At 41.5% G+C, this 26,988-nt stretch carries 30 protein-coding genes and 2 riboswitches; of the genes, 22 read left to right on the top strand and 8 right to left on the bottom strand.

Annotated features, from left to right (window positions below; all coding sequences use genetic code 11):
- The first annotated feature begins 259 nt into the window (after positions 1 to 259).
- Positions 260 to 1,360 carry a class I SAM-dependent methyltransferase gene (locus MKX49_RS15175; RefSeq protein WP_340876918.1) on the top strand — a complete coding sequence of 367 codons (1,101 nt, stop codon included), beginning with the start codon at positions 260 to 262 and terminating at the stop codon, positions 1,358 to 1,360.
- Positions 1,361 to 1,412: 52 nt separating this feature from the next.
- On the opposite strand, the gene MKX49_RS15170 is transcribed toward MKX49_RS15175, so the two are convergent.
- Positions 1,413 to 1,655 (bottom strand): DUF2626 domain-containing protein, encoded by a 243-nt coding sequence (locus MKX49_RS15170; protein WP_034308393.1) that lies wholly within the window; start codon positions 1,653 to 1,655, stop codon positions 1,413 to 1,415.
- Between the two features lie 85 nt (positions 1,656 to 1,740).
- Positions 1,741 to 2,442, bottom strand: coding sequence for a helix-turn-helix transcriptional regulator (locus MKX49_RS15165; protein WP_251540935.1), 702 nt, complete (start codon positions 2,440 to 2,442; stop codon positions 1,741 to 1,743).
- A 215-nt stretch (positions 2,443 to 2,657) separates the two neighbouring features.
- Here MKX49_RS15165 and MKX49_RS15160 point away from each other — a divergent pair, with 215 nt between their 5' ends.
- The 9 genes from MKX49_RS15160 to MKX49_RS15120 all read left to right on the top strand — a co-directional run bounded on the left by MKX49_RS15160 (position 2,658) and on the right by MKX49_RS15120 (position 7,485).
- Positions 2,658 to 3,038 (top strand): Spx/MgsR family RNA polymerase-binding regulatory protein, encoded by a 381-nt coding sequence (locus MKX49_RS15160; protein ID WP_323598478.1) that lies wholly within the window; start codon positions 2,658 to 2,660, stop codon positions 3,036 to 3,038.
- A gap of 95 nt (positions 3,039 to 3,133) precedes the next feature.
- On the top strand, positions 3,134 to 4,219 hold the full coding sequence (gene comGA / locus MKX49_RS15155; protein ID WP_439126788.1) for a competence type IV pilus ATPase ComGA: 1,086 nt from the start codon (positions 3,134 to 3,136) through the stop codon (positions 4,217 to 4,219).
- On the top strand, positions 4,203 to 5,237 hold the full coding sequence (comGB, locus tag MKX49_RS15150) for a competence type IV pilus assembly protein ComGB (RefSeq protein WP_340876917.1): 1,035 nt from the start codon (positions 4,203 to 4,205) through the stop codon (positions 5,235 to 5,237). Before comGA ends, comGB begins: the two co-directional genes overlap by 17 nt.
- A gap of 76 nt (positions 5,238 to 5,313) precedes the next feature.
- A complete protein-coding gene (comGC, locus tag MKX49_RS15145; RefSeq protein ID WP_048688337.1) occupies positions 5,314 to 5,625 on the top strand; it encodes a competence type IV pilus major pilin ComGC in 312 nt (103 codons plus the stop codon).
- Positions 5,626 to 5,632: 7 nt separating this feature from the next.
- A complete protein-coding gene (gene comGD / locus MKX49_RS15140) occupies positions 5,633 to 6,076 on the top strand; it encodes a competence type IV pilus minor pilin ComGD (protein WP_340876916.1) in 444 nt (147 codons plus the stop codon).
- The gene (locus MKX49_RS15135) at positions 6,063 to 6,401 is read left to right on the top strand and encodes a hypothetical protein (RefSeq protein WP_323598480.1); all 339 of its coding nucleotides are present in this window, start codon (positions 6,063 to 6,065) and stop codon (positions 6,399 to 6,401) included. The genes comGD and MKX49_RS15135 overlap by 14 nt, the downstream gene beginning before the upstream one ends.
- A complete protein-coding gene (gene comGF / locus MKX49_RS15130; RefSeq protein WP_081088666.1) occupies positions 6,349 to 6,828 on the top strand; it encodes a competence type IV pilus minor pilin ComGF in 480 nt (159 codons plus the stop codon). Before MKX49_RS15135 ends, comGF begins: the two co-directional genes overlap by 53 nt.
- Positions 6,821 to 7,207 carry a competence type IV pilus minor pilin ComGG gene (gene comGG, locus MKX49_RS15125; protein WP_340876915.1) on the top strand — a complete coding sequence of 129 codons (387 nt, stop codon included), beginning with the start codon at positions 6,821 to 6,823 and terminating at the stop codon, positions 7,205 to 7,207. Before comGF ends, comGG begins: the two co-directional genes overlap by 8 nt.
- A 92-nt stretch (positions 7,208 to 7,299) precedes the next feature.
- Positions 7,300 to 7,485, top strand: a complete 186-nt coding sequence (locus MKX49_RS15120) for a YqzE family protein (RefSeq protein ID WP_048688303.1) — start codon at positions 7,300 to 7,302, stop codon at positions 7,483 to 7,485.
- Positions 7,486 to 7,529: 44 nt separating this feature from the next.
- On the opposite strand, the gene MKX49_RS15115 is transcribed toward MKX49_RS15120, so the two are convergent.
- Together MKX49_RS15115 and MKX49_RS15110 are read right to left on the bottom strand one after the other, a co-directional pair.
- The gene (locus tag MKX49_RS15115; RefSeq protein ID WP_048688306.1) at positions 7,530 to 8,327 is read right to left on the bottom strand and encodes a YqhG family protein; all 798 of its coding nucleotides are present in this window, start codon (positions 8,325 to 8,327) and stop codon (positions 7,530 to 7,532) included.
- Complete coding sequence (locus tag MKX49_RS15110; protein ID WP_057278810.1) at positions 8,305 to 9,993, bottom strand: DEAD/DEAH box helicase; 1,689 nt, start codon at positions 9,991 to 9,993, stop codon at positions 8,305 to 8,307. The genes MKX49_RS15115 and MKX49_RS15110 overlap by 23 nt, the downstream gene beginning before the upstream one ends.
- Before the next feature lie 376 nt (positions 9,994 to 10,369).
- Positions 10,370 to 10,457: riboswitch (glycine riboswitch) on the top strand.
- Between the two features lie 3 nt (positions 10,458 to 10,460).
- Positions 10,461 to 10,543, top strand: a riboswitch (glycine riboswitch).
- A gap of 140 nt (positions 10,544 to 10,683) precedes the next feature.
- On the opposite strand from MKX49_RS15110, the gene gcvT reads away from it, so the two are divergent.
- From gcvT to gcvPB, 3 genes are read left to right on the top strand one after another with little or no spacing between them, the layout of a single operon-like run.
- A complete protein-coding gene (gcvT, locus tag MKX49_RS15105; protein ID WP_340876914.1) occupies positions 10,684 to 11,790 on the top strand; it encodes a glycine cleavage system aminomethyltransferase GcvT in 1,107 nt (368 codons plus the stop codon).
- A 17-nt stretch (positions 11,791 to 11,807) separates the two neighbouring features.
- Positions 11,808 to 13,154 carry an aminomethyl-transferring glycine dehydrogenase subunit GcvPA gene (gcvPA, locus tag MKX49_RS15100; RefSeq protein WP_340876913.1) on the top strand — a complete coding sequence of 449 codons (1,347 nt, stop codon included), beginning with the start codon at positions 11,808 to 11,810 and terminating at the stop codon, positions 13,152 to 13,154.
- Positions 13,147 to 14,604 (top strand): aminomethyl-transferring glycine dehydrogenase subunit GcvPB, encoded by a 1,458-nt coding sequence (gene gcvPB / locus MKX49_RS15095; protein ID WP_328145823.1) that lies wholly within the window; start codon positions 13,147 to 13,149, stop codon positions 14,602 to 14,604. The genes gcvPA and gcvPB overlap by 8 nt, the downstream gene beginning before the upstream one ends.
- A gap of 139 nt (positions 14,605 to 14,743) precedes the next feature.
- Here gcvPB and MKX49_RS15090 read toward each other — a convergent pair whose 3' ends face one another.
- Positions 14,744 to 15,127 (bottom strand): rhodanese-like domain-containing protein, encoded by a 384-nt coding sequence (locus MKX49_RS15090; protein WP_340876910.1) that lies wholly within the window; start codon positions 15,125 to 15,127, stop codon positions 14,744 to 14,746.
- A 201-nt stretch (positions 15,128 to 15,328) separates the two neighbouring features.
- On the opposite strand from MKX49_RS15090, the gene MKX49_RS15085 reads away from it, so the two are divergent.
- Both MKX49_RS15085 and MKX49_RS15080 read left to right on the top strand, forming a co-directional pair.
- Complete coding sequence (locus MKX49_RS15085) at positions 15,329 to 16,165, top strand: lipoate--protein ligase family protein (protein WP_048688324.1); 837 nt, start codon at positions 15,329 to 15,331, stop codon at positions 16,163 to 16,165.
- Between the two features lie 387 nt (positions 16,166 to 16,552).
- Entirely contained in the window at positions 16,553 to 19,123 is a 2,571-nt protein-coding gene (locus tag MKX49_RS15080; protein WP_048688328.1) for a vitamin B12-dependent ribonucleotide reductase, read from the top strand.
- A 152-nt stretch (positions 19,124 to 19,275) separates the two neighbouring features.
- On the opposite strand, the gene MKX49_RS15075 is transcribed toward MKX49_RS15080, so the two are convergent.
- Positions 19,276 to 19,461, bottom strand: coding sequence for a hypothetical protein (locus tag MKX49_RS15075; RefSeq protein WP_048688331.1), 186 nt, complete (start codon positions 19,459 to 19,461; stop codon positions 19,276 to 19,278).
- Between the two features lie 136 nt (positions 19,462 to 19,597).
- On the opposite strand from MKX49_RS15075, the gene splB reads away from it, so the two are divergent.
- Together splB and MKX49_RS15065 are read left to right on the top strand one after the other, a co-directional pair.
- Positions 19,598 to 20,623 carry a spore photoproduct lyase gene (gene splB, locus MKX49_RS15070; RefSeq protein WP_340876909.1) on the top strand — a complete coding sequence of 342 codons (1,026 nt, stop codon included), beginning with the start codon at positions 19,598 to 19,600 and terminating at the stop codon, positions 20,621 to 20,623.
- An 85-nt stretch (positions 20,624 to 20,708) separates the two neighbouring features.
- Positions 20,709 to 21,590 (top strand): patatin-like phospholipase family protein, encoded by an 882-nt coding sequence (locus tag MKX49_RS15065; protein WP_340876908.1) that lies wholly within the window; start codon positions 20,709 to 20,711, stop codon positions 21,588 to 21,590.
- A 23-nt stretch (positions 21,591 to 21,613) separates the two neighbouring features.
- Here MKX49_RS15065 and MKX49_RS15060 read toward each other — a convergent pair whose 3' ends face one another.
- Together MKX49_RS15060 and MKX49_RS15055 are read right to left on the bottom strand one after the other, a co-directional pair.
- Positions 21,614 to 21,988: an SA1362 family protein gene (locus MKX49_RS15060; RefSeq protein WP_048677789.1), complete on the bottom strand. Its 375-nt coding sequence runs from the start codon at positions 21,986 to 21,988 to the stop codon at positions 21,614 to 21,616.
- Positions 21,989 to 22,125: 137 nt separating this feature from the next.
- Complete coding sequence (locus MKX49_RS15055; protein WP_340876907.1) at positions 22,126 to 23,079, bottom strand: DUF1385 domain-containing protein; 954 nt, start codon at positions 23,077 to 23,079, stop codon at positions 22,126 to 22,128.
- Positions 23,080 to 23,413: 334 nt separating this feature from the next.
- Here MKX49_RS15055 and MKX49_RS15050 point away from each other — a divergent pair, with 334 nt between their 5' ends.
- From MKX49_RS15050 to MKX49_RS15030, 5 genes are all read left to right on the top strand, one after another.
- Positions 23,414 to 23,926, top strand: a complete 513-nt coding sequence (locus MKX49_RS15050) for a YqhR family membrane protein (RefSeq protein ID WP_340876905.1) — start codon at positions 23,414 to 23,416, stop codon at positions 23,924 to 23,926.
- 94 nt (positions 23,927 to 24,020) lie between these two features.
- Positions 24,021 to 24,470, top strand: a complete 450-nt coding sequence (aroQ, locus tag MKX49_RS15045) for a type II 3-dehydroquinate dehydratase (RefSeq protein ID WP_034308334.1) — start codon at positions 24,021 to 24,023, stop codon at positions 24,468 to 24,470.
- Positions 24,467 to 25,528 (top strand): M24 family metallopeptidase, encoded by a 1,062-nt coding sequence (locus MKX49_RS15040; protein WP_063594098.1) that lies wholly within the window; start codon positions 24,467 to 24,469, stop codon positions 25,526 to 25,528. The genes aroQ and MKX49_RS15040 overlap by 4 nt, the downstream gene beginning before the upstream one ends.
- Positions 25,529 to 25,554: 26 nt before the next feature.
- Positions 25,555 to 26,112 carry an elongation factor P gene (gene efp / locus MKX49_RS15035; RefSeq protein ID WP_034308328.1) on the top strand — a complete coding sequence of 186 codons (558 nt, stop codon included), beginning with the start codon at positions 25,555 to 25,557 and terminating at the stop codon, positions 26,110 to 26,112.
- A gap of 614 nt (positions 26,113 to 26,726) precedes the next feature.
- On the top strand, positions 26,727 to 26,915 hold the full coding sequence (locus tag MKX49_RS15030; RefSeq protein WP_142953094.1) for a hypothetical protein: 189 nt from the start codon (positions 26,727 to 26,729) through the stop codon (positions 26,913 to 26,915).
- Positions 26,916 to 26,988 lie beyond the last annotated feature (73 nt).

Here is a 26,988-nt window from a genome sequence, read left to right as displayed (position 1 = left end):
TATGTGAAAATATTGAAATGGGTCAATTCCGGAACTATACTGAATATAAAAAACAGGGTCTTCCCCAATGTGCATTTTTGAACCTCCCCTGAAGTAATATTATTAAATTCATTTAGTGGATGCACTGTTATAACTGCGAGATAAAAATTTGGACATTTTGTGAACTTTAAATTTGTTTTCTGTATGAATGTCGTTAAAAAAACTTATTTACTGTGTTTTATAATAAGATTGAAAAATCATGGAAACGGAGGCTATTGTGTTGAAAAATCATTTAAAGGAATTGATTGCAGGAAGCCCGCAAAAAAGAATCTCCTATAATGACTATATGGATGCTGTTTTATATACGCCGAATATAGGCTACTATGCATGCGCAAAAGAGAAGATTGGCCCAAGAGGGGATTTTTATACGTCTGGCAATGTGGGCGATGCATTTGGGAGATCACTGGCGAGATGGTTCGTATATTTGATAAAAAGATGCGGAGTTTCACCAAGAATCATCGAGGTCGGCGCAGGGGACGGTAAACTGGCGTATGACATCCTCGTTTACATAAAAGAAACGGAACCGCAGATATGGGACTCTTTGACTTATATTCTTGTGGATGGCAGTCCATTTCATAGAAAGATTCAGCACAAACGTTTAGGGATATTCAAACAGGCAGTTTCTGCTGCCAGTATAGAAAAATGGACGAATGTAAATGGAATCGTCTTTTCAAACGAACTTTTCGACGCGTTGCCTGTGTATGTCATTGAAAAGTATAAGGGAGCCTTGGTAGAGGTATTCGTCACTGAAAAGGAAGGTGATTTGGTAGAAGAGAGAGAACCTTTGGACAACCCTGACATTCTTTCTTACCTTACTGAACGAAAAATCACCTTACATGAAAAACAACGATACGAAGTTCCGCTAAACATGATCCGTGAATATGAGAAGATCGTTTCCTGTATCGAATCGGGTATTCTCCTTACAATTGATTATGGCTATACCGATAAGGAATGGAAGGAGCCAGCTCATCTTCAAGGGAGCTTGAGGGGCTATTATCGGCATCAAATGATTAAAGATGCACTTATGTATCCTGGTGATATGGATCTGACGACACATATCCATTTTGACACATTAATCGAGATTGGAAAAAGAAAGGATCTTTCCAATCGAGGGCTTTTTCTTCAAAATGAATTCTTGCTTAAAGCCGGGATACTAGAGGAATTGAAGGACCATCAAGGAACTGATCCATTCTCGAAAACGGCAAAGCGTAATCGGGCAATCCGGGGATTAATCGTTCCTGGGGGATTTAGTGAACATTTCAAAGTGTTGCTTCAATCGAAGAATTTAGCAGATGATGTAAGGATCTTTCCTGAATGGTGACAAGTAAAAACCCATGAATCAAAATTCATGGGTTATGTAATATTGCTTGTTCTTAATGTGCAGCACCCGGAGTCATCATAAATACGCTCCAGTAGGAAAATCCTGCAAAGAAAACGGTAAGATAGGCGCCGAAAACATAAATATACATGCGCTCAGATAATTTCAAATAACTTAAAAGTACAAAAAAGATCGTTTGTGCAAAGAAAAGCAAAGACGTTTGATGCATATGGCCAAGATAAAAGAAAATGGCCATAATTCCTGTCCAAAATCCACATACTCTGAACATGCGTTCCATCCGAATCCCTCCTTATGTCTAGTCGTGTACATTCTAAATAATTATAAATGAAATTGTAAGGTAATGTAAAGGATGCCTTTTGTTTCTATGTGAGAACCGAAGCCTGGTATGAGCATGCTGCACAATTGGACATCATATTTTCTATTTCCACAATATTGACATTCTCAAACAAGGCTTCGAACATACCTTTTAAAAATGAATTATGCATGGAGCAGATTGTTCCTGGCTCGACTTCAGTAACTTCCTTAAACGGGCAATTGAAGATACGGAAGGATATTTTATTTTCTTCTTCGCTTGCTTGTATTTCGGGAGATAACCCTGCAATGGTAGCCGCATTTTTAAGCATGTTGACTTTTTCCGCAAAAGCAAGCCGATCTACCGATGTCGAGTTCAGGGCTAGTTGCTGATTGATCAATTCCTCCCCGAATACTTTTCCCGTTTCATAAAGAGCCTGTTTTCCTTGTTCCCCTAATGTCATCATCGACTGGACGGCAATCTTTGCAAGCAGCTGATAATTCCTATATGGAAAATGAAGCTGTATGACTTTGTCAGATAATCGATAAAGTCTGCTTGGGCGACCGCCTTTCCCGGTCTTTCGGGAATTTGAGGTCAACATATCGATATCCTCAAGTTTTGACAAATGTAGACGGGCAACATTTGGATGGATGTTGAATGAATCGGCGATTTCCTGTACCGATACATCACCATGGTTGTTCACTATATGCTGATATATATAATATCTGGTGGGATCAGCTAACACGTTTGTTATTTTTAACGTTTGTTCCATTACACCCTCCTGCTATTCCATAGTTTACCTATGTCCATTATAATGCAGGCAGGAAAAAATGGAATAAGAGAAAGGGTAAACACTCTTTAGTTTAAAAAACGTTCACATTTAAAACGGTTTTATAAAGCAAATATGTATACATTAATTATACAAATGTTATACAATGATTGTATATACTATAAATGTATACAAAATGTGAACGGGGAGTGATTAGTATGCCACAGTTAACTTTCTTTTCGTATCCAAGTTGTACATCTTGCCGCAAAACAAAAAAATGGTTAATCGCCAATCAAGTTTCCTTCGATGAGCGACATTTATTCAGAGAGACTCCAACTGTAGCAGAGTTGAAAAGAATTCTTGAATTGACATCGGAAGGACTTGATGAAGTCTTGGCGACAAGAAGTGAAGCATACAAAGACTTACAAGTTAATATTGACGAAATGATGCTTTTTGATGTCATCCAATTATTAACAAAAGAACCGAAGTTATTAAGAAGGCCCATTCTCATAGACGGGGAAAAACTGGTCATTGGCCATAACGTAGATGCATTAAGAAATTTGGTTTCCCGGAGGCCTGATTTGAAAATGAGCATGTGAGGTGATTCTCGAAGTTTTTTCGGGAATTTTTTTTATTATAAAGCAGGAATTTGTCGTGGATTGTCGAATCAATACAACAAGAAACATAGGAGGTGATGAATGAATTGATATCGATTGAAAAGACCGCAGAAAAAATACTAACCCGTGCCATCGTGGAGTCGGCATCGGATATCCACATTTTTTTTCGCGGAGAGGGGCCTCTCATCCAATACAGGATAGACAATAAGCTTGTTCCCCAGGAAACATTATCATTCTTTGAAGCTGAAAGGCTGATCGCTCATTTGAAGTTCCTTGCCTCGATGGATATAGGGGAGAAAAGGAGGCCCCAGAGTGGCGCCATCACTATCAATTTGGCTAACCAGGTGGTCGGACTCCGCCTTTCCACTTTACCCACTGCCCATCTCGAAAGTTTGGTCATCCGCTTAATACCCCAACAGAATATCCTTCCTCTAGAACAGTTATCCTTATTTCCAAACACCGTTCAAAAATTGATTGCACTCCTGAAGCATTCCCATGGCATGCTCATATTTACCGGCCCGACCGGCAGTGGGAAAACCACGACATTATATTCCCTGCTTCACCACGCCCATGTGATGATCAATCGAAATATCATTACACTTGAAGACCCCATTGAAAATGTATCCGAAAAGGTATTGCAAGTCCAAATCAATGAAAAGGCGGGCATTACGTATTCCGTCGGCCTAAAAGCTGTTCTGAGGCATGACCCGGACGTGATCATGGTTGGGGAAGTCAGGGATGCAGAAACTGCCAAAATCGCAGTCCGTGCCGCATTAACCGGTCATTTGATACTAACGACCATGCATACGAGGGATGCCCAGGGCGCCATCTCCAGATTACTGGAATTTGGTGTCAGCTTACTTGAGGTTGAACAGACTTTGATTGGCGTGACAGCGCAGCGGCTGGTTGAATTGCGATGTCTTCCGTGTAAAGGGGACTGTGCTTTAGCTTGCAAAATGACTGCGAGGAATAAAAGGGCAAGTGTATATGAATTGCTATATGGAAAAAGTCTGGCTGAAGTTCTCCGGATAATGGGAGATGAAAAAGGAAAGGCAACGGTCAGCTACCGCCAATTAAAGGATGAAATCGGAAAAGCGGTTGCGATGGGCTATGTGGATGCTCAGGAATATGAACGGCTGGTATACCATGAAACCAAAAAGTAAATGGAAGGTAAAAGAGCAGGCGGTCTTTATTTCGAAGCTAGGTGAATTATTGAATCATGGTTATCCTTTGGCGGAAGCTTTACATTTTCTTGAATTTCAGGAATCAAAGAAAAAAGCGGAAGACTTCACTCAGGCTATAGCCGATTTAAGGAACGGCTACCCGTTGCACATGGTGCTGACCCATCTTAATTTTCATCCGCAGCTTGTAAGTTATATATTTTATGGAGAACAATATGGCGACCTGGAACGGTCGTTGAAAGAAGGAGGGCGATATTGGAAGAAAAGAATCGAGGATATGGATAAAGTAAAAAAGTTAATGATGTATCCCGTATTCTTAGTCTTTTTTGTAAGCATCGTTTTTTATATTCTTCAGAGTGTTCTCCTTCCCAAATTCCAGACCATCTATTTCACCATGGATGTCGATCAGCATATCCTCTTAAGATTAATGTCAGCCTCCACGTTCATTCTTCCAGCACTCCCCTTCTTATTACTCGGATTGCTCCTATTCTTGTATGCACTCAAACGGTTTTGGTTCAATGGATTATGCCCATTAAGGCAGCGAAGGATATTGATGGGAATTCCGATATTCGGGACGTTCATCAAATTATACGAAACTTATTTTTTTGCAAGCCAATTCAGTGGCTTGCTTTCCGGAGGGCTGTCGATTAACGATAGCATCAAATTATTCTCGATAAATCAACAGCAGCCTTTTTACCAAAAACTTTGCAATATCATCAAAGATGATCTGATCGAGGGCAGATCACTTGAAATGATTTTTCGGGAGCTCCCATATTTTGATGGGAATTTACCGGTGGTCGCTGCAAATGGTCAAAAATACGGCAGACTTGATGCCGAGTTACTTCATTACAGTCGTTTTATACTGGAGAAAATTGAAGAGAGAATGAATGCAATCTTGAAAATCATTCAGCCTTTAATGTTTTCACTGATAGGTCTTTTGATCGTGTCCATTTATTTGGCGGTTTTGCTGCCGATGTTCTCACTGCTCGAAGGTTTATAGGATTTCATTTTTGTATTCCGGAGGTGAAAATGCCCGAAAGTCATCTGGTATTCAGATGCTTCAGGAGCATGATGATATGTTGAAGAAAGTGATGAATGAACGTGGTTTTACACTAATTGAAATGCTTATTGTTTTACTGGTGATATCCATCCTTTTGATTATAACAATCCCCAATATCACGAAAAACCAATCCACAATCCAGTCTAAAGGATGTGAAGCTTTCGTGAAGATGGCCCAAGCACAGGTGCAGGCTTATGAAATCGATAATGCTAAACTGCCCGGAAGTATCGATGAATTGGAAAGTCAAGGCTATCTCAAACAGACTTCCTGCCCAAATGGAGATGAAATTAGTTTGGATAGTAAAGGAAAGATAACGGTCGTTGAGTAGGAGAGAAGTGAATATACGGCATTCCGATGGTGGGTACACACTATCTGAAACCCTTATTGTCCTCGCTGTTTTTGTACTCCTTATTTCCATCGGTCCTAATTTATATCCCAGCTTCACTAAAGGAATGGAAAATAGGCTATTTCTTTCTCAATTCCATGAAGATCTTTTCTATGCTCAACAGTATGCCATCAGTCATGAGAGCTTGATTTACCTCCACATTGATAATACCAAAAAGGTTTATACCGTTTCGTCTTATAAGGAGGGGATCGTTTTAGAGAGAAGCATACCAGAGGATATACAGTTTTTAAGCGGCACTTTGGGGTACAGCTTCCATTTTAATCAATATGGAAATGCTTCCAAAGCCGGAACGATTATGATTGACACGTCAAAGGGAAAGTACAAGCTAGTGCTCAATATCGGTAAAGGGAGGTTCCGGATTGAGAAATTGTAAAGGGTACGTCTACCTTGAACTGATGGCTGCATTTTCCGTTTGTATATTACTGGTCCTTGCCATTTTACCAATGCTTGAAGAGGTATTGACGCATCGGAAAGATATTTCCGTAAGGACAGAAGCCCACCATTTATTATATGAAAGGTTGACGGCGTTCATGGATGGGGAGATTCAGGCAGTTGGTCAGGAGATCATTTACAAAAAAAGAAGCTTTGAATTGGTTTGGAAGGACCATGGGGATTTCCCGGGAATGATTGAAGGGTGTGTACGCTATGAAGATGAAACGGGTAATTGGGAATCCATTTGTGATGCTGCAAAAAAATGATGGCTTTACGATGATCGAATTGCTTTTTTCTTTATTGATTTTAATGACGACGTCGCTTTTTGTTCTGCAGCTCTTCTCAATCATTCACACCCAGATGAGGTCCGTTGATAAATTGCATCCTAAAGAGTGGGAGGTCTTTACCATGCAAATGAAGCAGGAGGTCCGGAGTTCCAAAGCTCAAGATGTAATGGGAAATAAATTATATTTGCTTTCAGGTGAACAATTATCATCGCTGGAACAATATGAAGATAAGGTACGAAGACGAGTGGATGGTATGGGGCATGAGGTCATCTTGCAGAACATTTCGGAATTCCGGGTCGATAAGGATGGAAGTGTCATTGTTATAAATATAACGGATAAAGCAGGGACTACTTTCAGTCGAAGATTTCATCCCTTCTTTAGGAATGATACGAAAGTCGATGAATAATCAAAAAGGAGTCGTTTTCCCGATGGTCATGATTGTGGCGAGTGTTTTCATCATGTTCACGATACTAATGATCGACCAGTTTATCATTGATAAAAAGTTTTATAAAGAAGTGGAAGAGTCGCTTGTGGCCGACCATCTTGTCCATCTAGCCATCAAGGATGTGACGGCAGAGTGGGGCGAAGAAATCCCGAAAATCATCCAGGGGGAAAAATCATATCCCAAGGGTGTGGTGCGATATTCCTTAATGAAGCAAGAAGGTCCTTACGTCTATATCGAGTTTTCTTCCAAAACTAAAAATGACCGAGAGGGAAGGGTCATCATTCAATACGATAAAGAAGCGGGGGAAGTGAAAGAATGGTTGGAGAAGCAAGCTATGTAATACCAAAACGACAGGTTCACGTGTTCAGGGAGCAAGGGAAGGAATAAAAAAAGCGTAAACCGGACATACTTTGCGTAGGGTGATGATTTTATATGTCTACAAACGCTTATATTAAATATCTGACGCAGCAGCTTGTCGAGTATTTCAATCTGACGAAAAAAGAACGAAAAGAAAAACGCCGTCACAGAAAAGAGGATAAAAACCATGGTATGTCCCATTGGTTTGGCATTGTCCCTTTTGCTTTGTCGATGTTTGTAAGGAAAACGATCAAAAAGTAAAACAGATGTCCTGAACTTTGGACATCTGTTTTTTTGTTCTTTACTTATCCCAACGCCCTATCTGAAAGGTAAAATAATCCTCCGTTGATGATGGATATTCTGATGTTGGGTTCATACTGTGCTTTTAGTGCTTCTTTTTCGGTATAATAGCTCTCACTTTTTTCGTCCATATCCTTGTAAAAATGCTCCAATAAATTCAAGTCATTCTGCCAGCGCAGCATTGCCTCCTCCGCCCAGGAATGGTCATCATCCTCGAAACTGGTTCTGATGTATGTATCCAGTCTTGCCAATCCACTCTTGGGCATGATCAAAGGTGAAAGTGTAAAGGAGTAATCCGGTATTTTCGGGGTGACGTTAATCGGTAAAACCCGATGGTGAAACCCTTCCATTATTTCACCCGAGATTAAATTCAATCCGATTGACATGAAAGTATCTTTTTTGCGGTCGCATTGATACGATATTTTCACATTCAAGGTCAGCCAAGGAAACAAAGGATTATTTCTGCCTTTTGATGGAGGCGTATTCTCAAAAAGTCTAGTATACCCTGCCAGCTTTTTGGTTGATTGAATAATCTGGTGAAGGCGAGGGGAGCCAAAATGAATCATTTCTCCCTTTAAATCGGATGGAGCTTGTTCTGGGTCGGTAATGAAAGTGATCTGTGCCGGGTTCGGAACACCTCCTGTTTTTTCTAGATAATGCCAATAAAAGGGTCTGTTCATTAATTCCTTATCCATTTCAATCGTCAATTGCACTGTAAGGTGGGTTGGTGCATTATCCAGTATTTCACAATCGTTGGCTTTAAAGAAAGTGATTAAAAAATCATGAATTTCCCGTTGCTGCATGAACCTCACCTTCCTTCATTGATTGAGCGAATTGGATCAATGATGAAAAATTATCCATCTTGATTTTCATTTCGCCCTCTGTTTTGGACTCGCCGACCACATCAATTAAATATTCTTCAATGTTGTTAATATCCAGTTTGGTTAGAATATCATCCAATTCACCGATTACTTTTTCAAATAAATTTATTTTTTCGTATAGTAACTTCAGTATATGTTCTTCAACTGTATTTTTCGTGGCAAAGTTATAAATCATCACATCTTCTTCCTGACCAAGGCGGTGGATCCGTCCAATTCTCTGTTCAAGCCTCATTGGGTTCCATGGCAGGTCAAAATTAATCAAGTGATGGCAAAACTGAAGGTTTATCCCTTCCCCGCCAGCTTCTGTTGCGATTAATACCTGAATATTCTTTTGGAATAATTCTCGCATCCAGTCTTTCTTTCCGCGCTTAAAACCGCCCCGGAAAGGAACAGAAGAAATTCCATTCTGCTGTAGGTACCATTGGAGATATAGTTGAGTCGCCCTATATTCCGTAAAGATAATTACTTTGTCATCAATTTTCTTGATCAGTTCCAAAGCTTTTTCAGCCTTTGAGTTCTGGACCGTTTCATTCACTTTAGTAAATAAATCATCAAGCTTTGCCAAAAAATCAGGGGAAGGCTGATCGTATTTATCTCTCATATTCTTTAATGTATAAAAGACAGCCTCTCTGCTGCTGCATGCTTCCCTTTGGAGAGTGAGAGCCGAAAAGGCGCTTCCTTTTGATCCATCCGAAATTGGCTTGAATTTGGAAACAGCATCATACAATGCTTGTTCCGTTGGAGAAAATTCAATGGTGATGGTTTCCACATGCCGTTTTGTCCATTCAATGCCAGTATCGGCCCGCCGGTTTCGAATCATGACAGTGTTGACCAGTTCCTTTAGGTGTTCATCTTCAGTTATGTTCCGGCCTTTCCCTTTATACTTTTCCGAAAAGAGTGAGGCATTTCCCAAGTGGCCCGGTTTCAATAACGAAACGAGGTGGAATATCTCCTCGACTTTATTTTGAATCGGAGTGGCTGTCAGGAGTAAGCAAAATTTCTTTTTCAGATTTTGGACGAATTCATAGTTCTTCGTCTTATTATTTTTAAGTTTATGAGCTTCATCAATAATGATGAAGTCATATTCCTGAGTAAAGATGATATCTCGATGTGGAGCGCGTTTCGCTGTATCAATGGATGAAATGACTACATCACAGGAGTCCCAGACATAACTTTTTCTCTGAACGACTGCCGGAATATGGAACTTGGTATTCAATTCAAATGCCCATTGTGTGACAAGGGAAGCCGGAACAAGGATCAATACTTTTTTTACAAGGCCCCTAATCATATACTCTTTTAGGATCAAGCCTGCTTCAATTGTTTTTCCCAGCCCTACCTCATCAGCCAAAATGGCTTTTCCATTCATCTTTTCCACTACTTGCTTCGCCGCTTCCAATTGATGGGGAAGCGGGGTTAGCTGAGGAAGGTGCTTGGGCGCCTGTAAACCTTCAAAATCAGGGATGATAAGGTTTTCCTCCATTTGAACCGCCAACTTATAAAGCTCCCAATTTCCCCATGGACCGTCATTTTCCATCTTTTGCAGAAACTCGTCATTCCATTCAGAATTGAAGGATATATTGATTTTCATAGAAATAACTCCCTCTTAAATCATAATTTCCTTAATATAAGGTCAAAACCCGAACATTTCATATGTGAAGTAAGAAAAATATTTCTCTTCAAAAGATATTGCAGAGATAAGATTCTTAGGGTAGGATATAAGTATATTTAGAAAATTCCAATTTCCAAACGCTACAAAGAATGTTTGTACATTAATTTTGCAGTTCGCGTTTTCTTAGTATGGGCTATAGGCTCCTAATTTATCCAAGATTACTGAAGGAGATCAGTCAAACGGTTTCTGAAGTTTTAGGAGAATTGGCAGAGAATGCATCCCATTTATGCTAAAAGGTTTTACCAATGCTTGGGGCTTATTCGTTTCCTTTCAATGGTAGACCATTTATATGCGGGTGAAGATAAGGGGAGAGACTACGGATGTAGCGCCGAAGGAGCAAACTTAGCAGTGAATCTCTCAGGCAAAAGAACTCTTATTGGACGCAACTCTGGAGAGCGCCGCCTGTTATGGACGGCCACCAAAGGGGAAAACCTATTACATAGGTAAACTTTCAGGTTTCAGGACAGAGAAAAAGCTCAAACGGGCTTTCTCTGTCCTTTTTTGTGCTTTTTTCACATCATGAATCAGGATGTATCTGATGCGTAATGACAAGAAGCTTTTGATAATGAAGCCAATTAATTTTTTAAAAAATCTGAAGGGGGTCATGTTTTGACCAATTTAAACAGAACACCACTATTTGAGGTTTATCGTGAATATGGAGGTAAAACGATTGATTTTGGCGGCTGGGAACTTCCTGTCCAATTTTCGGGTATAAAAGATGAACATGAAGCCGTACGGACAAAAGCGGGGTTATTTGATGTTTCCCATATGGGGGAAGTCGATGTTAAGGGGCCTGGGAGCCTTTCCTTTTTACAGAAGATGCTGACCAATGATATATCAAAGCTGCAACAAGGCGGTGCCCAATATACCGCCATGTGTTATGAAAACGGAGGCACGGTTGATGATCTTATCGTGTATAAAAGGGCTGAGGACGACTATCTGCTCGTGGTCAATGCAGCGAATACAGAAAAAGATTTCAATTGGCTGCAAGCTAATTTAACGGAAGATGCCCAAATTACGAATGTATCAAGTGACTATACACAGCTGGCACTTCAAGGACCGGCTGCAGAGAAGATATTACAAAAACTATCGGGAAGTACTGACTTAAGTGAAATTGGATTTTTCAGGTTCAAGGATCATGTCATGATTAACGGTATCTCCACGCTGGTATCCCGTACTGGATACACTGGTGAAGATGGTTTTGAGATATATAGCGACAGTGAAAATGGCCCTGCCCTTTGGAAGGCGATTATGGATGCCGGTAAGGAAGAGGGGGTTCAGCCGATTGGTTTAGGTGCTCGTGATACCCTGCGTTTTGAAGCGAAACTGCCGCTGTATGGGCAGGAGCTTTCAGCGGACATCACCCCGATAGAAGCCGGGATTGGTTTTGCAGTAAAAGTGGATAAGGAAGTTGATTTTTTCGGGAAAGCCGTTCTTGCTGAGCAAAAGGAGAAAGGGGCTCCCCGAAAGCTTGTGGGAATTGAAATGATTGACCGTGGCATTCCACGTCATGGGTATAAGGTCTACAGCGGTGATGAAGTCATTGGCGAGGTCACGACTGGTACCCAATCGCCAACATTGAAGAAAAACGTTGGATTGGTACTTATCGATAAGGAATTTTCGGTTCTGGATGCGGAAGTCGAAGTGGAAATCCGTTCCAAACGTTTGAAAGCCGTTATAATACAAACACCTTTTTATAAAAAACCACGTAAATAGAGGGGAATGGTCATTAGATGAAACATCGTTATTTACCCATGACAGAGCAAGATAAACAAGAAATGCTGGAAGCGATAGGGGTATCCACTGCTGAAGAACTTTTCAATGATATCCCTGAAAGCGTTCGTTTTCAAGGAGAATACGATATCAAGCCTGCTAAATCGGAACCTGCATTAATGAAAGAATTATCAAGGCTTGCTGCAAAGAATGCGGACCTTAAAAATTATGCTTCCTTCCTTGGTGCGGGTGTCTATGACCATTACGCCCCGGTCATCGTCGATCATGTTCTTTCCCGTTCTGAGTTTTATACGGCTTATACACCGTATCAGCCTGAAATTTCACAGGGCGAGCTTCAAGCAATCTTTGAATATCAAACGATGATATGTGAATTGACGGGCATGGATGTGGCTAACTCCTCCATGTATGACGGCGGGACGGCGCTGGCTGAAGCAGCGATGCTTGCTTCAGGACAGACAAGGCGGAAGAAGATTCTCATTTCAGGAACCGTTCATCCTGAATCAAGAGAAGTTGTGAAGACATATGCGAAAGGGCAACGCGTGGAAGTGATCGAAATTCCTCATAAAGACGGTGTGACGGACTTAGCTGCTTTAAGGGAATTGGCAAATGATGACATTGCAGGAGTGATCGTGCAATATCCGAACTTTTTTGGCCGGATCGAGCCATTGAAAGAAATGGAAGAAATCATTCATGGCGTCAAGTCCATGTTTATCGTTTCCAGTAATCCGCTTGCTTTGGGAGCTTTGACATCCCCTGGTGCACTCGGTGCAGATATCGTAACGGGGGATGCTCAGCCATTCGGCATTCCAGCGGCATTCGGTGGACCTCATTGTGGATATTTTGCGGTTACTAATAAATTTGTACGGAAAGTTCCGGGCAGACTCGTCGGTCAGACGGTTGATGAGAATGGAAAAAGAGGGTTTGTACTGACGCTTCAAGCTCGTGAACAGCACATTCGCCGTGACAAAGCCACATCCAACATATGTTCCAATCAAGCTTTGAATGCCTTGGCAGCTTCTGTTGCAATGACCGCGCTTGGGAAAAAGGGTGTCAAAGAAATGGCCGTGCAAAATATTCAAAAAGCACATTATGCGAAAAAAGCAATTATGGCAAAAGGGGTGGAAGTGATATTCGACGGTCCTTCGTTTAATGAATTTGTCATTAAACTGCCTGCTCCGTTTTCAGAAATCAATAAAAACCTTTTTGAAAAAGGGATGATCGGCGGCTTCGATTTAGGTACGGTTTATCCTGAATTGAAAGACCATATGCTGGTTGCGGTAACTGAACTAAGAACAAAAGAAGAAATTGATGCACTTGCGCAGGAATTGGGGGATCAACATGAATAATCAAGATCAATCACTCATTTTTGAAATCAGTACTTCCGGCCGGATCGGGTACAGTCTGCCAGAAATGGATGTTGCAACTATTCCGCTCGAAGAAATTCTTCCTGCCGACTACATCCGTGAAGAAGAGCCAAAGCTTCCTGAGGTGTCCGAACTGGATATCATGCGTCACTATACTGCACTTTCCAAACGGAATCATGGGGTGGATTCGGGCTTTTATCCACTGGGTTCATGCACGATGAAATATAATCCGAAAATAAATGAAAATGTGGCACGCTTCAACGGTTTTGCCCATATCCATCCATATCAAGATCCCGCTACTGTACAAGGAGCATTGGGACTATTATTTGATTTGCAGGAACACTTAACGGAAATCACCGGGATGGATCAAGTGACATTACAGCCTGCAGCAGGTGCCCACGGTGAATGGACAGGATTGATGATGATTCGCGCTTTTCACGAAGCGAATGGAGATACAGAACGGACGAAAGTGATTGTACCTGATTCGGCCCATGGTACTAATCCTGCCTCTGCCACTGTTGCCGGACTAGAAACGATTACAGTTAAGTCCGATGAAAATGGGTTAGTCGACCTTGAAGATTTAAAACGTGTTGTCGGACCTGATACGGCGGCCTTGATGCTGACGAACCCCAATACATTGGGATTGTTTGAAGAAAATATTTTGGAAATGGCACAACTTGTCCATGACGCAGGTGGGAAGCTTTATTATGATGGAGCGAATCTGAATGCAGTCCTATCAAAAGCACGACCGGGTGACATGGGCTTTGATGTGGTTCATTTAAATCTCCATAAAACATTCACAGGCCCGCATGGAGGCGGCGGCCCGGGTTCTGGTCCTGTAGGTGTGAAGTCCGACTTGATTCCTTACTTGCCTAAACCTCTTATAGTCAAGCAAGGTGAGCAATTCGTCCTTGATTATGATCGTCCGCAATCCATTGGTAGGGTAAAACCTTATTATGGTAATTTCGGAATAAACGTGAGGGCATATACGTACATCCGTTCAATGGGTCCTGATGGCCTTAAAGCCGTCACAGAGAACGCGGTCATCAATGCCAATTATATGATGCGCAAGTTGGAACCTTATTTTGACTTACCATATAATCGTCATTGTAAGCATGAATTCGTATTAAGTGGACGCCGGCAAAAGAAATTGGGGGTAAGGACTCTCGATATAGCTAAAAGATTGCTGGATTTCGGGTATCATCCTCCAACCATTTACTTCCCGTTGAACGTGGAAGAAGGAATGATGATAGAACCGACTGAAACCGAGTCAAAAGAAACGCTGGATGCGTTCATCGATGCGATGATCCAGATTGCCAAGGAAGCGGAAGAAACTCCGGAAATCGTTCAGGAAGCTCCGCATACAACCGTTATAAAGCGGCTTGATGAAACTCTTGCTGCCAGAAAACCCGTTTTGCGTTATCAAGCCTAGATTAGTAGCTTACACGAAAAAAATCCCTGCCTTCCGGCGGGGATTTTTCATGTTTATGTAAGATTCCATTAAAGTCCAACAGTTGACTTTCTTTTACTTGAGCTATGGAATTAAAAAGAGCCCATGCCGAGATGGGGTCTTATTTCTTTGCTTTGATTTTCCCGGTCCACATCTTGAAACCGCCCTTTAAGTGATAAAGTTCCCTGTAGCCCTTTTTGTATAGCATGGCTGCAGCTCTGCCGCTGATGATTTCGCTTTGAGCATACAAATATACAGGCTTGTCCGGCCTAATTTCGACCAAGCGGGTTTTCATTTGAGTCATAGGGATGTTTCTTGCGCCTAAGATATGACCATTTTCGAAATCATTCGGTTCCCGCACATCGATTAGCTGCACTTTTCTGTAGTTGGCGATAAATTCGTCCTGTGTTAGTGTTTTAACGATTTTACGCTGGCGGTACCAATTAAAAAGTGAATACGCAATAACCACTCCTAGGATGATGAGCAGTGTATATAATATTTCCAAACATAAAAACTCCCTTCTACCTTAACGAATACAGACAATCTTTATTATATAATTGCTTTACCCAATAATCAAAAAGAATTTTCATCAATTTCTTCATGACTTGATAGCACTTTCTTTTTTAGAGTGTTAAAGTCTGTTAAACTACTACATGTGAGTTTTTTGTGGGGGATTGAAAAACGTCTATCGAAACGAGGGGTAAGGATGACTAAAGAAAAATGGGGTTTTATAGATTCGGGGTATTGTTCACCGGCTTTTAATATGGCGCTGGACGAAGCCCTGTTAAACTGGCAAAGCAAAGGGGAAATTCCGCCAATCATACGCTTTTACGGCTGGGATCCAGCGACATTGTCGATCGGTTATTTTCAAAAGGCAGAAGCGGAGATTGATCTGGAAGAGGTCAAAAGGCAGGGCCTTGGTTTTGTTCGCAGGCCGACAGGAGGACGAGCGGTACTGCACGAACATGAATTGACTTATAGTGTAATCGTTCCAGAATCCTATCCGGGAATGCCAACCACCGTTACTGAAGCTTATCGCGTCATTTCTGAAGGAATATTGATGGGGTTCAGGAATCTTGGATTGGATGCTTATTTTGCCGTGCCTCGAAGCGAACAGGAAAAAGCGGCTTTAAAATCGCCCAGGTCTTCCGTCTGCTTTGATGCACCTAGCTGGTATGAACTGGTCGTTGAGGGCAGGAAGGTCGCTGGCAGCGCTCAAACCAGGCAAAAAGGCGTCATCCTTCAGCATGGGTCCATTTTGCTTGAGCTTGATGATGATAAGCTCTTTAGCGTATTTAAATTCTCAAATGACAGGGTTAAAGAGAGAATGCAAAAAAACTTAAAAAACAAAGCTGTGGCCATGAATGACATTGCCGGGAGAAAGATAACCATCCCTGAAGCGAAAGAAGCTTTCGAAAAAGGTTTTGCCGAAGGACTTTCGGTCGATTTAGAGCCATATGTCCTCACCGAAAAGCAATTGCTGGAAGTGAAGGCCATTGCAGAAAGCAAATATGAAAGCGATGAATGGAATTTCATGAGATAGAGGAAGCATAATTAGAGTGGATAATAAAAAGTTTTTTCAGATTTGTTTGACCGAATAACACATCCCTTGCAGGGATAAGCCCTAAAAGGGATGGGGAAAAAGCAAGGTCCAAATTAATTGAAATCTGATGAAAAATTATTGTAAATCGACATTTTCCTCCCTTTTGCTAACTATATTAATTGATTTAACGTTTGACAAAATTAAAAGTTATTCAAAACAAACACAATATATAGTAGTTGAAATATTTAATGCGACACTATATGTTGATTTTTGAGTTTCGCTATGATAGATTTAGGGTACTTGTTAAGCGAAACGGACATGTAAGGCTACATAAGGATTTTTGCGGCAGCAAGATCGGATCATGAAACATATAAAGGAGAGGGAATTATGTCGGTTGTAATAAAAGAAGCTTTAAAGGTTGATCTAGAAAGGTTGAATAAGGATATTTCTTTATTTCCCCAGGTTCACCCTGTAACTGCTGATATGAAAATGGCGCATAAGGGAGTGTCCCGTCTAGTCATGCTTGACCGCTATTCTTTTAAGGATACTGAAAAAATCACACTCTCGGCAGGCGATTTCGTCGTGTTGACGATTAAGGAAGATCCGAAATTCCCGGCAAGGGGTCTCGGTTACATCGTTGAAATTGATTGGGAAACCAAAAAAGCCAAGGTATTGGTGGATGAAGAATTCCGTGGCGTATTGGATAATCCGGAAGAAGTCGAGACGGGAATTGTAAACCGTCCGTTGGATATAATCGAAAAGCCGCTTGAAATATACTATGAACAAATTGCGAAACGTAATGCAACGGGATTGGCATCAGTGGAAACCACGGAAGAAAAAAGAACGGAATGGTTCAATAAATTCTATGAAGAATTAAAGAACCTTAATTTCGTCCCGGCAGGCCGAGTATTATACGGTGCAGGTTCCAATACGGATGTTACTTATTTCAACTGCTATGTAATGCCATTCGTACCGGATTCACGTGAAGGTATTTCAGAACATAGGAAACAAGTGATGGAAATCATGAGCCGCGGCGGCGGAGTGGGTACGAACGGATCGACACTGCGTCCAAGAAACACTCTGGCAAAAGGGGTAAATGGAAAATCCTCGGGTTCAGTGTCATGGCTTGACGATATTGCAAAACTGACGCATCTTGTTGAACAGGGCGGCAGCAGACGAGGCGCGCAAATGATCATGCTTGCTGATTGGCATCCCGATATTGCAGAGTTCATCATTTCCAAAATGCAAAATCCAAGGATTTTGCGTTACCTAGTGGAAAACACTAAAGATGAAGCCATCAAGAAATATGCGACGGATAAATTGAAATTCACGCCGCACACGGAACAGGAAACGGCTATGTATCAAGGGATTATCAATTATAAGGAGATTCCTGGCCAAGGCGGGTTCAGCGAGAAAATCATTAGGGATGCAGAGGAAAAGATCCGTACAGGCGGAACATACAGTGTCCATAATTCGGATTTCTTGACTGGAGCCAATATCTCCATTTGCCTGACCAAGGAATTTATGGAAGCGGCTGAACAAGATGCGGAATATGAATTGCGTTTTCCTGATGTTGAAAGCTATAATGCCGAAGAAATGGCCATTTACAATGAAGAATGGCATAATGTCGGTGATGTTCGCGAATGGGAGAAAATGGGCCATAAAGTCCGTGTTTACCGTAAAATCCGGGCTAAAGAGCTTTGGAACTTAATAAACATTTGTGCAACATATTCTGCTGAACCAGGTATTTTCTTTATCGATAATGCTAATGAAATGACAAATGCCAAAGCATACGGTCAACAGGTCGTAGCCACGAACCCTTGTGGAGAACAGCCATTGGCCCCATATTCAGTATGTAACCTTGCGGCTGTCAATCTGGCTGAAATGGCTGATAAAGAAAGCAAAACGGTTAATTTCGAGAAACTTAAGCAGACAGTTGAAGTCGGTGTGCGCATGCAGGACAATGTCATTGACGCAACTCCTTATTTCTTGGATGAAAACAAAAAACAGGCACTGGGCGAGCGACGGGTTGGACTTGGTGTAATGGGTCTGCATGACCTGTTGATCTACTGTGAAACGGAATATGGCTCTGAAGAAGGAAATATCCTGGTTGACAAGGTGTTTGAAACGATTGCGACCACAGCTTACAGGGCTTCAGTGGAACTTGCTAAAGAAAAAGGCAGTTTCCCGTTCCTGATCGGGTCAACGGACAAAGAAACCAATGAGCTTAGAACACGTTTCACACAAACCGGATTTATGGAAAAAATGCCGGAAGATATCAGGGAAAGTGTTGCTGCACATGGTATCCGTAACTCTCATTTATTGACAGTGGCTCCTACGGGAAGTACAGGAACGATGGTTGGGGTATCAACAGGTCTTGAACCGTATTTCTCCTTCACGTATTTCCGCAGCGGCCGTCTTGGTAAATTCATTGAAGTTAAGGCTGACATTGTACAGGAATACTTGGATCGCCATCCAGAAGCCGATACAGAAGAGCTTCCAAAATGGTTCATTTCCGCTATGGAATTAGCTCCAGAAGCACATGCTGATGTTCAATGCATCATTCAACGCTGGATTGACAGCTCGATCAGCAAGACGGTCAATGCTCCAAAAGGATATACTGTCGAACAAGTTGAAAAGGTATATGAACGTCTATACAAAGGCGGAGCAAAAGGCGGAACGGTATATGTGGATGGCAGCCGTGACAGTCAGGTCCTTACGCTCAAAGCGGAAGAAAACCAAATGGACGAGCAGCTTGAAATGGATGAATTGACAGATGTGGAAGAAAAGAAAAAAGTTGTATTGGTCGATACGATAAATGAGCTGCGTTCGACGAATGTTACAATTGGTTCGGAAGTGGGCAACACTTGCCCCGTATGCCGTAAGGGTGAAGTTCAGGAAATGGGCGGATGCAATACGTGCACGAATTGCGGAGCGCAATTGAAATGCGGGCTTTAAGCTGATGCAAAGGAAGTCGTTAAGTATGCTGCAAAGCTATCTTAACGGCTTTTTTTTTAGAGTCATAAATCCAGGGCAGTGACAGTCTGTTCATTTAAATATCAATAAAGAAGACCGAATCATCGTAAATTCGGTCTTCTTTTCACGTTCAATCAACCATTTTCATTTTGCTGCCCTATTTCCTTTTCGGCTAGATATTGGTTGCCATCTTTCAATACCGAAAATTCATCGACCGAGTCTCCCGGTATATTCCTTGGATTTGGAAATTTATTATCTGTTTGAACGGTGATCGTTTGTTTTCCCATTCCATTTGTCAAGAAGTCTCGTTTATTAGCCATATCGCATCTCCTTCATTTTGAATTTCCAAGTAAAAACAATCATGAGGATAAAAGAATAAAGAAAAACTATCCTTATGAATAGATTGTGTAGTTCGATTGAAAGTATGAACAAATCGAAAAAAGAATGGAGATCGAAATGAAACCATTTATGCCACAGTTAGTATATATCGAGCCAAGGGCATTGGAATACCCGCTTGGCCGGGAATTGAAGAAGAAATTCGAAGAGTTGAACATTGAAATCCGTGAGACCACATCGCATAACCAAATTAGGGATCTTCCTGGAGAAAATGATCTGCAAAAATATCGTGTCGCCAAATCGACACTCGTGGTAGGAATCAGAAAAACATTGAAATTCGATTCTTCAAAGCCATCTGCTGAATATGCCATCCCTCTTGCTACAGGGTGCATGGGGCATTGTCACTATTGTTATTTACAGACGACACTCGGATCAAAGCCATATATTCGGACATATGTGAATCTTGACGAGATTTTCGAGGCAGCCGAAAAATATATAAATGAGAGAAAGCCTGAAATTACCCGTTTTGAGGCAGCCTGTACATCGGATATCGTCGGAATTGATCATTTGACACATTCGTTAAAAAGGGCCATAGAGTATTTTGGGAAAAGTGAATATGGGGTTCTTAGGTTCGTCACTAAATTCCATCATGTCGATCATCTGTTGGATGCTGAACATAATGGAAAAACGAGATTTCGCTTCAGTATAAATTCACGTTATGTGATAAAGAATTTCGAACCCGGGACTTCGAGCTTCGAAGAACGGATGGAAGCGGCACGTAAAGTGGCAGGTGCCGGATATCCCCTGGGTTTTATCGTAGCTCCAATATACCGTCATGAAGCATGGAAGGAGGGCTACCATGAATTATTCGAACGGTTGAGTGAGGCATTAAAAGGGGTGGATATCCCTGACTTGACTTTCGAATTAATCCAGCATCGGTTCACTGGTCCAGCAAAAAAAGTGATTCAAAAAAACTATCCGAAAACAAAATTGGAACTGGACGAAACGAAGCGTAAATATAAATGGGGCCGATATGGAATTGGTAAATATGTTTATCAAAACGAGGAAGCGGCAGAGCTGGAAACGACCATTCGGGGGTATATAGCGGAATTCTTCCCGAAAGCGGAAATTCAGTATTTTACCTGAATCAAGGCAATTTTCTTTTTAAAACTGTCATAAATCGCTCTAATCCTGCTTAGAAATGTAAAGACCGGATTAGGGGAGGGCAGCTATGATTATTGACGGCGTTTTTTCCGGTGGCGGGATTAAAGGCTATGGTTTAGTGGGAGCCCTGCAGGAATTAGAAGAAAAGGGATTTGTATTCCATCGAACAGCAGGTACGAGTGCAGGATCCATAATTGCAGCATTCGTAGCGGCTGGGTACACGGGAAAAGAAATGGAAAAGTTTTTTCTTGATATAGATTTAAGCGGCCTGCTGGATAAAAGGCGTGGCCTTTTGCCTATCCCATTTGCCAAATGGCTTCTTTTATACTGGAAACTGGGCCTTTATAAAGGCAACGCCTTGGAAGCATGGGTCGCCGGTAAACTTGCCGAAAGGAATGTAGTCACCTTTAAGGATGTTCGGCCGAAATCACTCCGTATCATAACCTCTGACATTACAAATGGAAAATTGGTCGTACTGCCTGATGATTTGCCGAATTATGGAATAGACCCGAGTGCTTTTCCAGTGGCAAAGGCAGTAAGAATGAGTTGCAGCATTCCTTATTTCTTTGAGCCAGTCAAACTTAATGTCGGAAAAAGCAAGTTCCTTTTTGTTGATGGAGGTGTGTTAAGCAATTTTCCAATGTGGTTATTCAATTCAGATCATGTTAGAAAGGAAAGACCGGTCATTGGCTTGCGGTTAAGCGTCGATGAGATATGGAAACCGCATGAGGTGGACAATGCGGTCGAATTGTTCTCCGCACTATTTAAAACGATGAAAGATGCCCATGATGCACGGTATATTTCCAAGAAACACGTCCATAATATTGTATTCATCCCGATGAAGGGAATTTCTGCAATGGATTTTAATCTGGATGATGAAAAAAAGGGTGAATTGATCAATAAAGGCAGGCAATGTACAAAAGAATTCCTTAAAAAATGGACTTATTGATGTTAAATAAAAAAATCGGGCTCTTAAAAAGAAGCCCGATTTTTCTTTTTATTCTTTTTCCCTTCGATGACGGTTAAGTGACTATCCGTTTTCTTTCTCCATTTTATTTTCTTTGATGATTTTGCTGCAGAGAAGCTAGCCACATTATCCTTTTTCGAAGTTCGGTTTTTTAGCCTTTTTTTCGATTGGCGGGCAGCCTTTCGGAATGCTTGCTGCTCTTTCTTAACTGGTTTTCCCTTTGTTAATCCGGTATAAATCATATAAATAATCCCTGCGACAATGGCTATTATGAGAATGTTTCTAAAAAAGCCAATCGGGTCATTAAATAGTCGGCTCAATAGTCCGAGGACTCCGAGGGCGATGATTCCGTATATCATGAAAGATATGAAACGTTTCAACAAAGACACCTCCTTAAGAGCATCATAAGCATTTTTAGCTTATTTTAAACATTCTAATTGTGAAATATTTGAAAAAAATGAAGATCATTCATTTAGTTAGTATATGATTTTTCATCATCAAAATGTGTATAGATGTTTTACACAATTACATCCGAATCTAAACCTTTTTCTGTCTCTTTTTCCATCCTCAACAGTTCTTGGAAGGATGCCAATGCGACTTCGACTTGATCATCGGTAGGGGCTTTGGTTGTCAATAACTGAAGCCAAAGGCCGGGATAGCCAAGGTAACGCAGGATGGGAGTGTCCCTTACTTTGTTAGTCAACTGCAAGACTTCGAATGCAATGCCGAGCACGACGGGGATAAGTAAAATGCGATTGACGACACGAACCCATAGCGGATCAATTGGTACAAGAAGATAGACAAACATCCCTACAATGACAGTAAATAAAATAAAGCTGCTGCCACAGCGATAATGAAGGCGGGAACTTGCCTGCACGTTTGCAACCGTCAATTCTTTTCCGCTTTCAAAGCAATTGATCACCTTATGCTCTGCTCCGTGATACTGAAAGACCCGCTTGATCAATGGCGTCAAGGAAACTACATAAATATATACGAGCAGTAAGATCAGCTTGAACAAGCTTTCCACTAATACCTGAGCCGTATGGCCACTGAAAATGGGTTCTGTCAATTTTGCGAGGAAGACAGGAATCAAGGTGAAAAGCAATTTCCCAAAAAGGAAGGAGATCACACCGATCACGGCAACACCTAGCCAAAGACTTAATTTAGAGGGGTCTTTCGTTTCTTTTTTCGTTTCGACCTCTTTTTCCCCGTCTTCTTCTTCATACTGTTCAGTTGAAAAGTTAAGATGTTTCGAACCGGTGGCACTTGACTGAAGCAGTGATACGATACCCCGTAGAAACGGTATTTTTTTTAAGCGGTTTACAACAGGTTTCGATTCACGCGGCAGATGATAATATACAATCGTCGAATCTTTGCGGCGTACCGCAGTGACTGTGTGATGTTTGCCACCGAACATGACGCCTTCCACTACAGCCTGCCCTCCATAAACGGGTTTTTGAACCTCAGACATTTCTACACCAACCTAATAGTTATTCACGTAGCTCTCTCATGGGTGCTAACATGTGTATTATCAAGCATCACAAGGGTTTAAGGCGGTCCTCCAAAATGGAATGGAAGCTTTACCCCCTGCAATTGCTTTTTGAATGTTGAATCACAGGAAGGTATTATCCTGTGTACATTATAAATTTCAACAGAGGAAGGGGATTTTCCTCTGAAAAAAGCAGATTATTTATGATTTAATCATACAGAATTAATCACAAAACCTCTAGTGATTCTCCTCCCCAATAATAAAAAAAAATAGTTCTATTTAACAAAGGGCATACTACGTAGCGGAGGTGTTTGATATGTCTTCTAATGAAAATGGACAAATTCAACAGGAATATCAAAACATGTTAATCTACAATGTACTTGCTGTCGGTTTTGTTGGGGGGGCTTTAGCCAGTTTTATCGGAATCATAGTCCATTATGTTAACTTAATGGATGTTAGCCCAAAATTCATACTGACTTCGTGGTCCAATATGACCTGGATCGATCATTGGCTCGGTACGGTGATGACCATAATTTTATTCGGAATTCTATCTGTGGGAATCGCTTTTATATACTATAGTCTTTTTAAAAGGATGAAGAGTATTTTTCCGGGTATTTTTTTGGGATTGGTATGCTGGGCTTTGCTTGTATTTGTCCTGAAACCGATGTTCATCGATTTGCCAACCTTTTCTAAAATGTCAGCAAATACGGTTATAACAAGTGTATGCATTTTTATTATATACGGTCTTTTTGTAGGGTTTTCTATATCATACGATCATCAGGAATATTTACGCTATAAAAACAAGGCCGAGAAGCAATCGGAAAGCTGATTGCTTCTTGGTTGTAAAAAAGTAGTAAGACAATTTGTAATTATGATAGAATGTTCATGGAAAGCATTCTTTTAACATGAGCAGGTGTTTGATGATGACAAAAATCTTACTAATCAATGGTCCGAATTTAAATCGCTTGGGGAAGCGGGAACCTGCGCATTATGGATCCTCGACGCTTGCGGATGTGGAAGCGCAATTAATGCTGCAAGCACAAGGGTTAAATGTGGAATTAACCACTTTTCAAACTAACCATGAAGGAGCGATTATCGACAAGCTCCATTGGTCAGAGGATCATGGGATCGACGGGATTATCATTAATCCTGGGGCTTTTACTCATTATAGTTATGCGATTCGTGATGCAATAGCCGGAATTGATGTTCCAGTGGTGGAAGTGCATATTTCGAACATACATGCCCGTGAAAGCTTTCGACATGAATCAGTGACCGCTGCAGTATCGGCGGGACAGATTGTCGGCTTGGGGATACACGGTTATGAATTGGCGTTGCAGGCGATCACAAAGATTGCAAAGGGGGAAATTAAATGAATAAACTAATGCGCTTAAGAGCCTCGATGGAAAAGGTGGGCATTGATGGTTTTTTGATCACCAGTACATATAACCGCCGATACATGACCAACTTCACGGGAAGTGCAGGCGTTGTCCTCATTTCCCAAAAAGAAGCTAAATTCATCACTGATTTCAGATACGTGGAACAAGCGGGCAAGCAGGCACCGGACTATGAAGTCGTTCAACACAAAGGAACCATCATCGAAGAAGTCGGCAAGCAGGCTAAAGCGATGAATATCGGCAAGCTGGGTTTTGAGCAAGAGCACCTGACTTATGCTACATATAAAGCTTATGAAGCGGCCATTGATGGCCAACTTTTGCCGGTGTCTGGGGTTATTGAGAATTTACGCTTGATAAAGACTTCATCAGAGATTAAGATATTAAAGGAAGCGGCTGCTATTGCTGATGCTGCGTTTACGCATATACTGGATTTCCTGCGTCCAGGGATTTCGGAACTGGATGTATCCAATGAACTTGAATTCTTTATGAGGAAACAAGGGGCAACTTCTTCTTCCTTCGATATCATAGTAGCATCCGGCATAAGGTCCGCACTTCCGCATGGAGTGGCTACTGATAAAATCATCGAAAAAGGCGATTTTGTCACATTGGATTACGGGGCATATTATAACGGGTATGTGTCTGACATCACTCGGACATTAGCGGTTGGCAAGCCAAGTGAAGAACTTATTAATATTTATGACATTGTTTTAGAAGCTCAACTGAGAGGAATGGCTGGGATCAAACCCGGTATGACTGGCAGGGAAGCGGATGCACTAACTCGAAATCTAATTGAAGAAAAGGGATATGGGCAGTATTTTGGACATTCGACCGGACATGGAATCGGCCTTGAAGTTCATGAAGGCCCAGCATTATCCTTTAGGTCTGATATCATTTTAGAACCAGGTATGGCTGTAACCGTTGAACCGGGCATTTATTTACCGGGCGTAGGCGGAGTGCGGATTGAAGATGATACAATCGTTACAATTGACGGTAACGAAGCACTTACTCATTCAACTAAAGAGTTAATCATTCTGTAAACATGTACATGTAGGAGGACAAATTTATGATTTCTGTAAACGATTTTCGCACGGGTGTTACGATTGAAGTAGATAATGGAATTTGGCAGGTTATCGAGTTCCAACACGTTAAACCTGGTAAAGGTGCAGCTTTTGTACGTTCTAAACTTCGTAACCTTCGTACGGGTTCAATCCAGGAGAAAACATTCCGTGCTGGTGAAAAAGTTGCTAAAGCACATATCGAAAACCGCAAGATGCAGTACCTTTATGCAAGTGGAGACAGCCATGTATTCATGGATAACGAAACGTATGACCAAATCGAGCTCCCGGCTTCAAGCATTGAACGTGAACTTAAGTTCCTAAAGGAAAATATGGAAGTACATATCATGACTTTCCAAGCGGAAACACTTGGTGTCGAGCTTCCAAACACAGTGGAACTAGAAGTGGCGGAGACAGAGCCTGGAATTAAAGGCGATACATCTTCAGGCGGCACGAAATCAGCCGTACTTGAGACGGGCCTTTCGGTTCAAGTGCCATTCTTCATCAACCAAGGTGACAAACTATTGATCAATACAAATGAAGGTTCTTACGTATCACGTGCATAAATGAAAGGAGGCCGAGATTAATTTCTCGGTCTCAAATTGCAGACAAAAAGGTTTCGGAATGGTTTCATTCCGAAACCTTTTTGATTTTTTATGGGATTGGACTTCATGATGACGCAGATGATCTGCTTCTTCCGTATATTCCTGCCAATATGGAGTGCCACCACTTTCTGAAGGTCCTTATTTTCTGTACAACACTGTGATAAAGATGAACGAGTCCTGCACAAATGCAATTGGATGATTTGTACACACGATAGTCCTCTTTAATCTCCATTTTACAAGCTGGCACCAGTTGGTCCAAAGTAATCATTCATGCTGATCGAATCATGATCATGTTTAAAAAGCATCCTCATCTCCTCAAGTTCCCAGTCTGGAAGGTCCGTATGGTCTCATCCCAAACCATGATTTTATAAGAAGACTTGGTTACCCTTCATGTTTACTTTTTTATGGAGTGGAACCCTCACTGGATTGAAGAAATCTGCGACACTCCTGCCGAATAACTGGCTAGCCGAGACCCCACAGGCGCTTGCGCCGAGGAGGCTTGGCAGACAGTCGGCGGAAAGGGAGCGGATTTCTGAAATCAACTGAAACTTTTAAATGAAAAATGTATCCGAACCGTGTTTTTAAAACAAGACTTGGTTATCCTTCATGGTTTATTTTTTATATTGGATGAAACCTATATAGGATTGAAGAAATTTGCGACACTCCTGCCGAATAACTGGCTAGCCGAGACCCCACAGGCGCTTGCGCTGAGGAGGCTTGGCAGACAGTCGGCGGAAAGGGAGCGGATTTCTGAAATCAACTGAAACTTTTTTAAAATAAAAAGACGTAGACCGAGATTAATTTCTCGGTCTTTTTTAGATCCAGGAAGTTATAAAA

The sequence above is a fragment of the Peribacillus sp. FSL M8-0224 genome (assembly GCF_038003055.1).
Lineage (GTDB): Bacteria > Bacillota > Bacilli > Bacillales > DSM-1321 > Peribacillus > Peribacillus frigoritolerans.
Note: the sequence above shows the minus strand (reverse complement) of the source record. Positions and strands in the feature narration are given on the sequence as shown.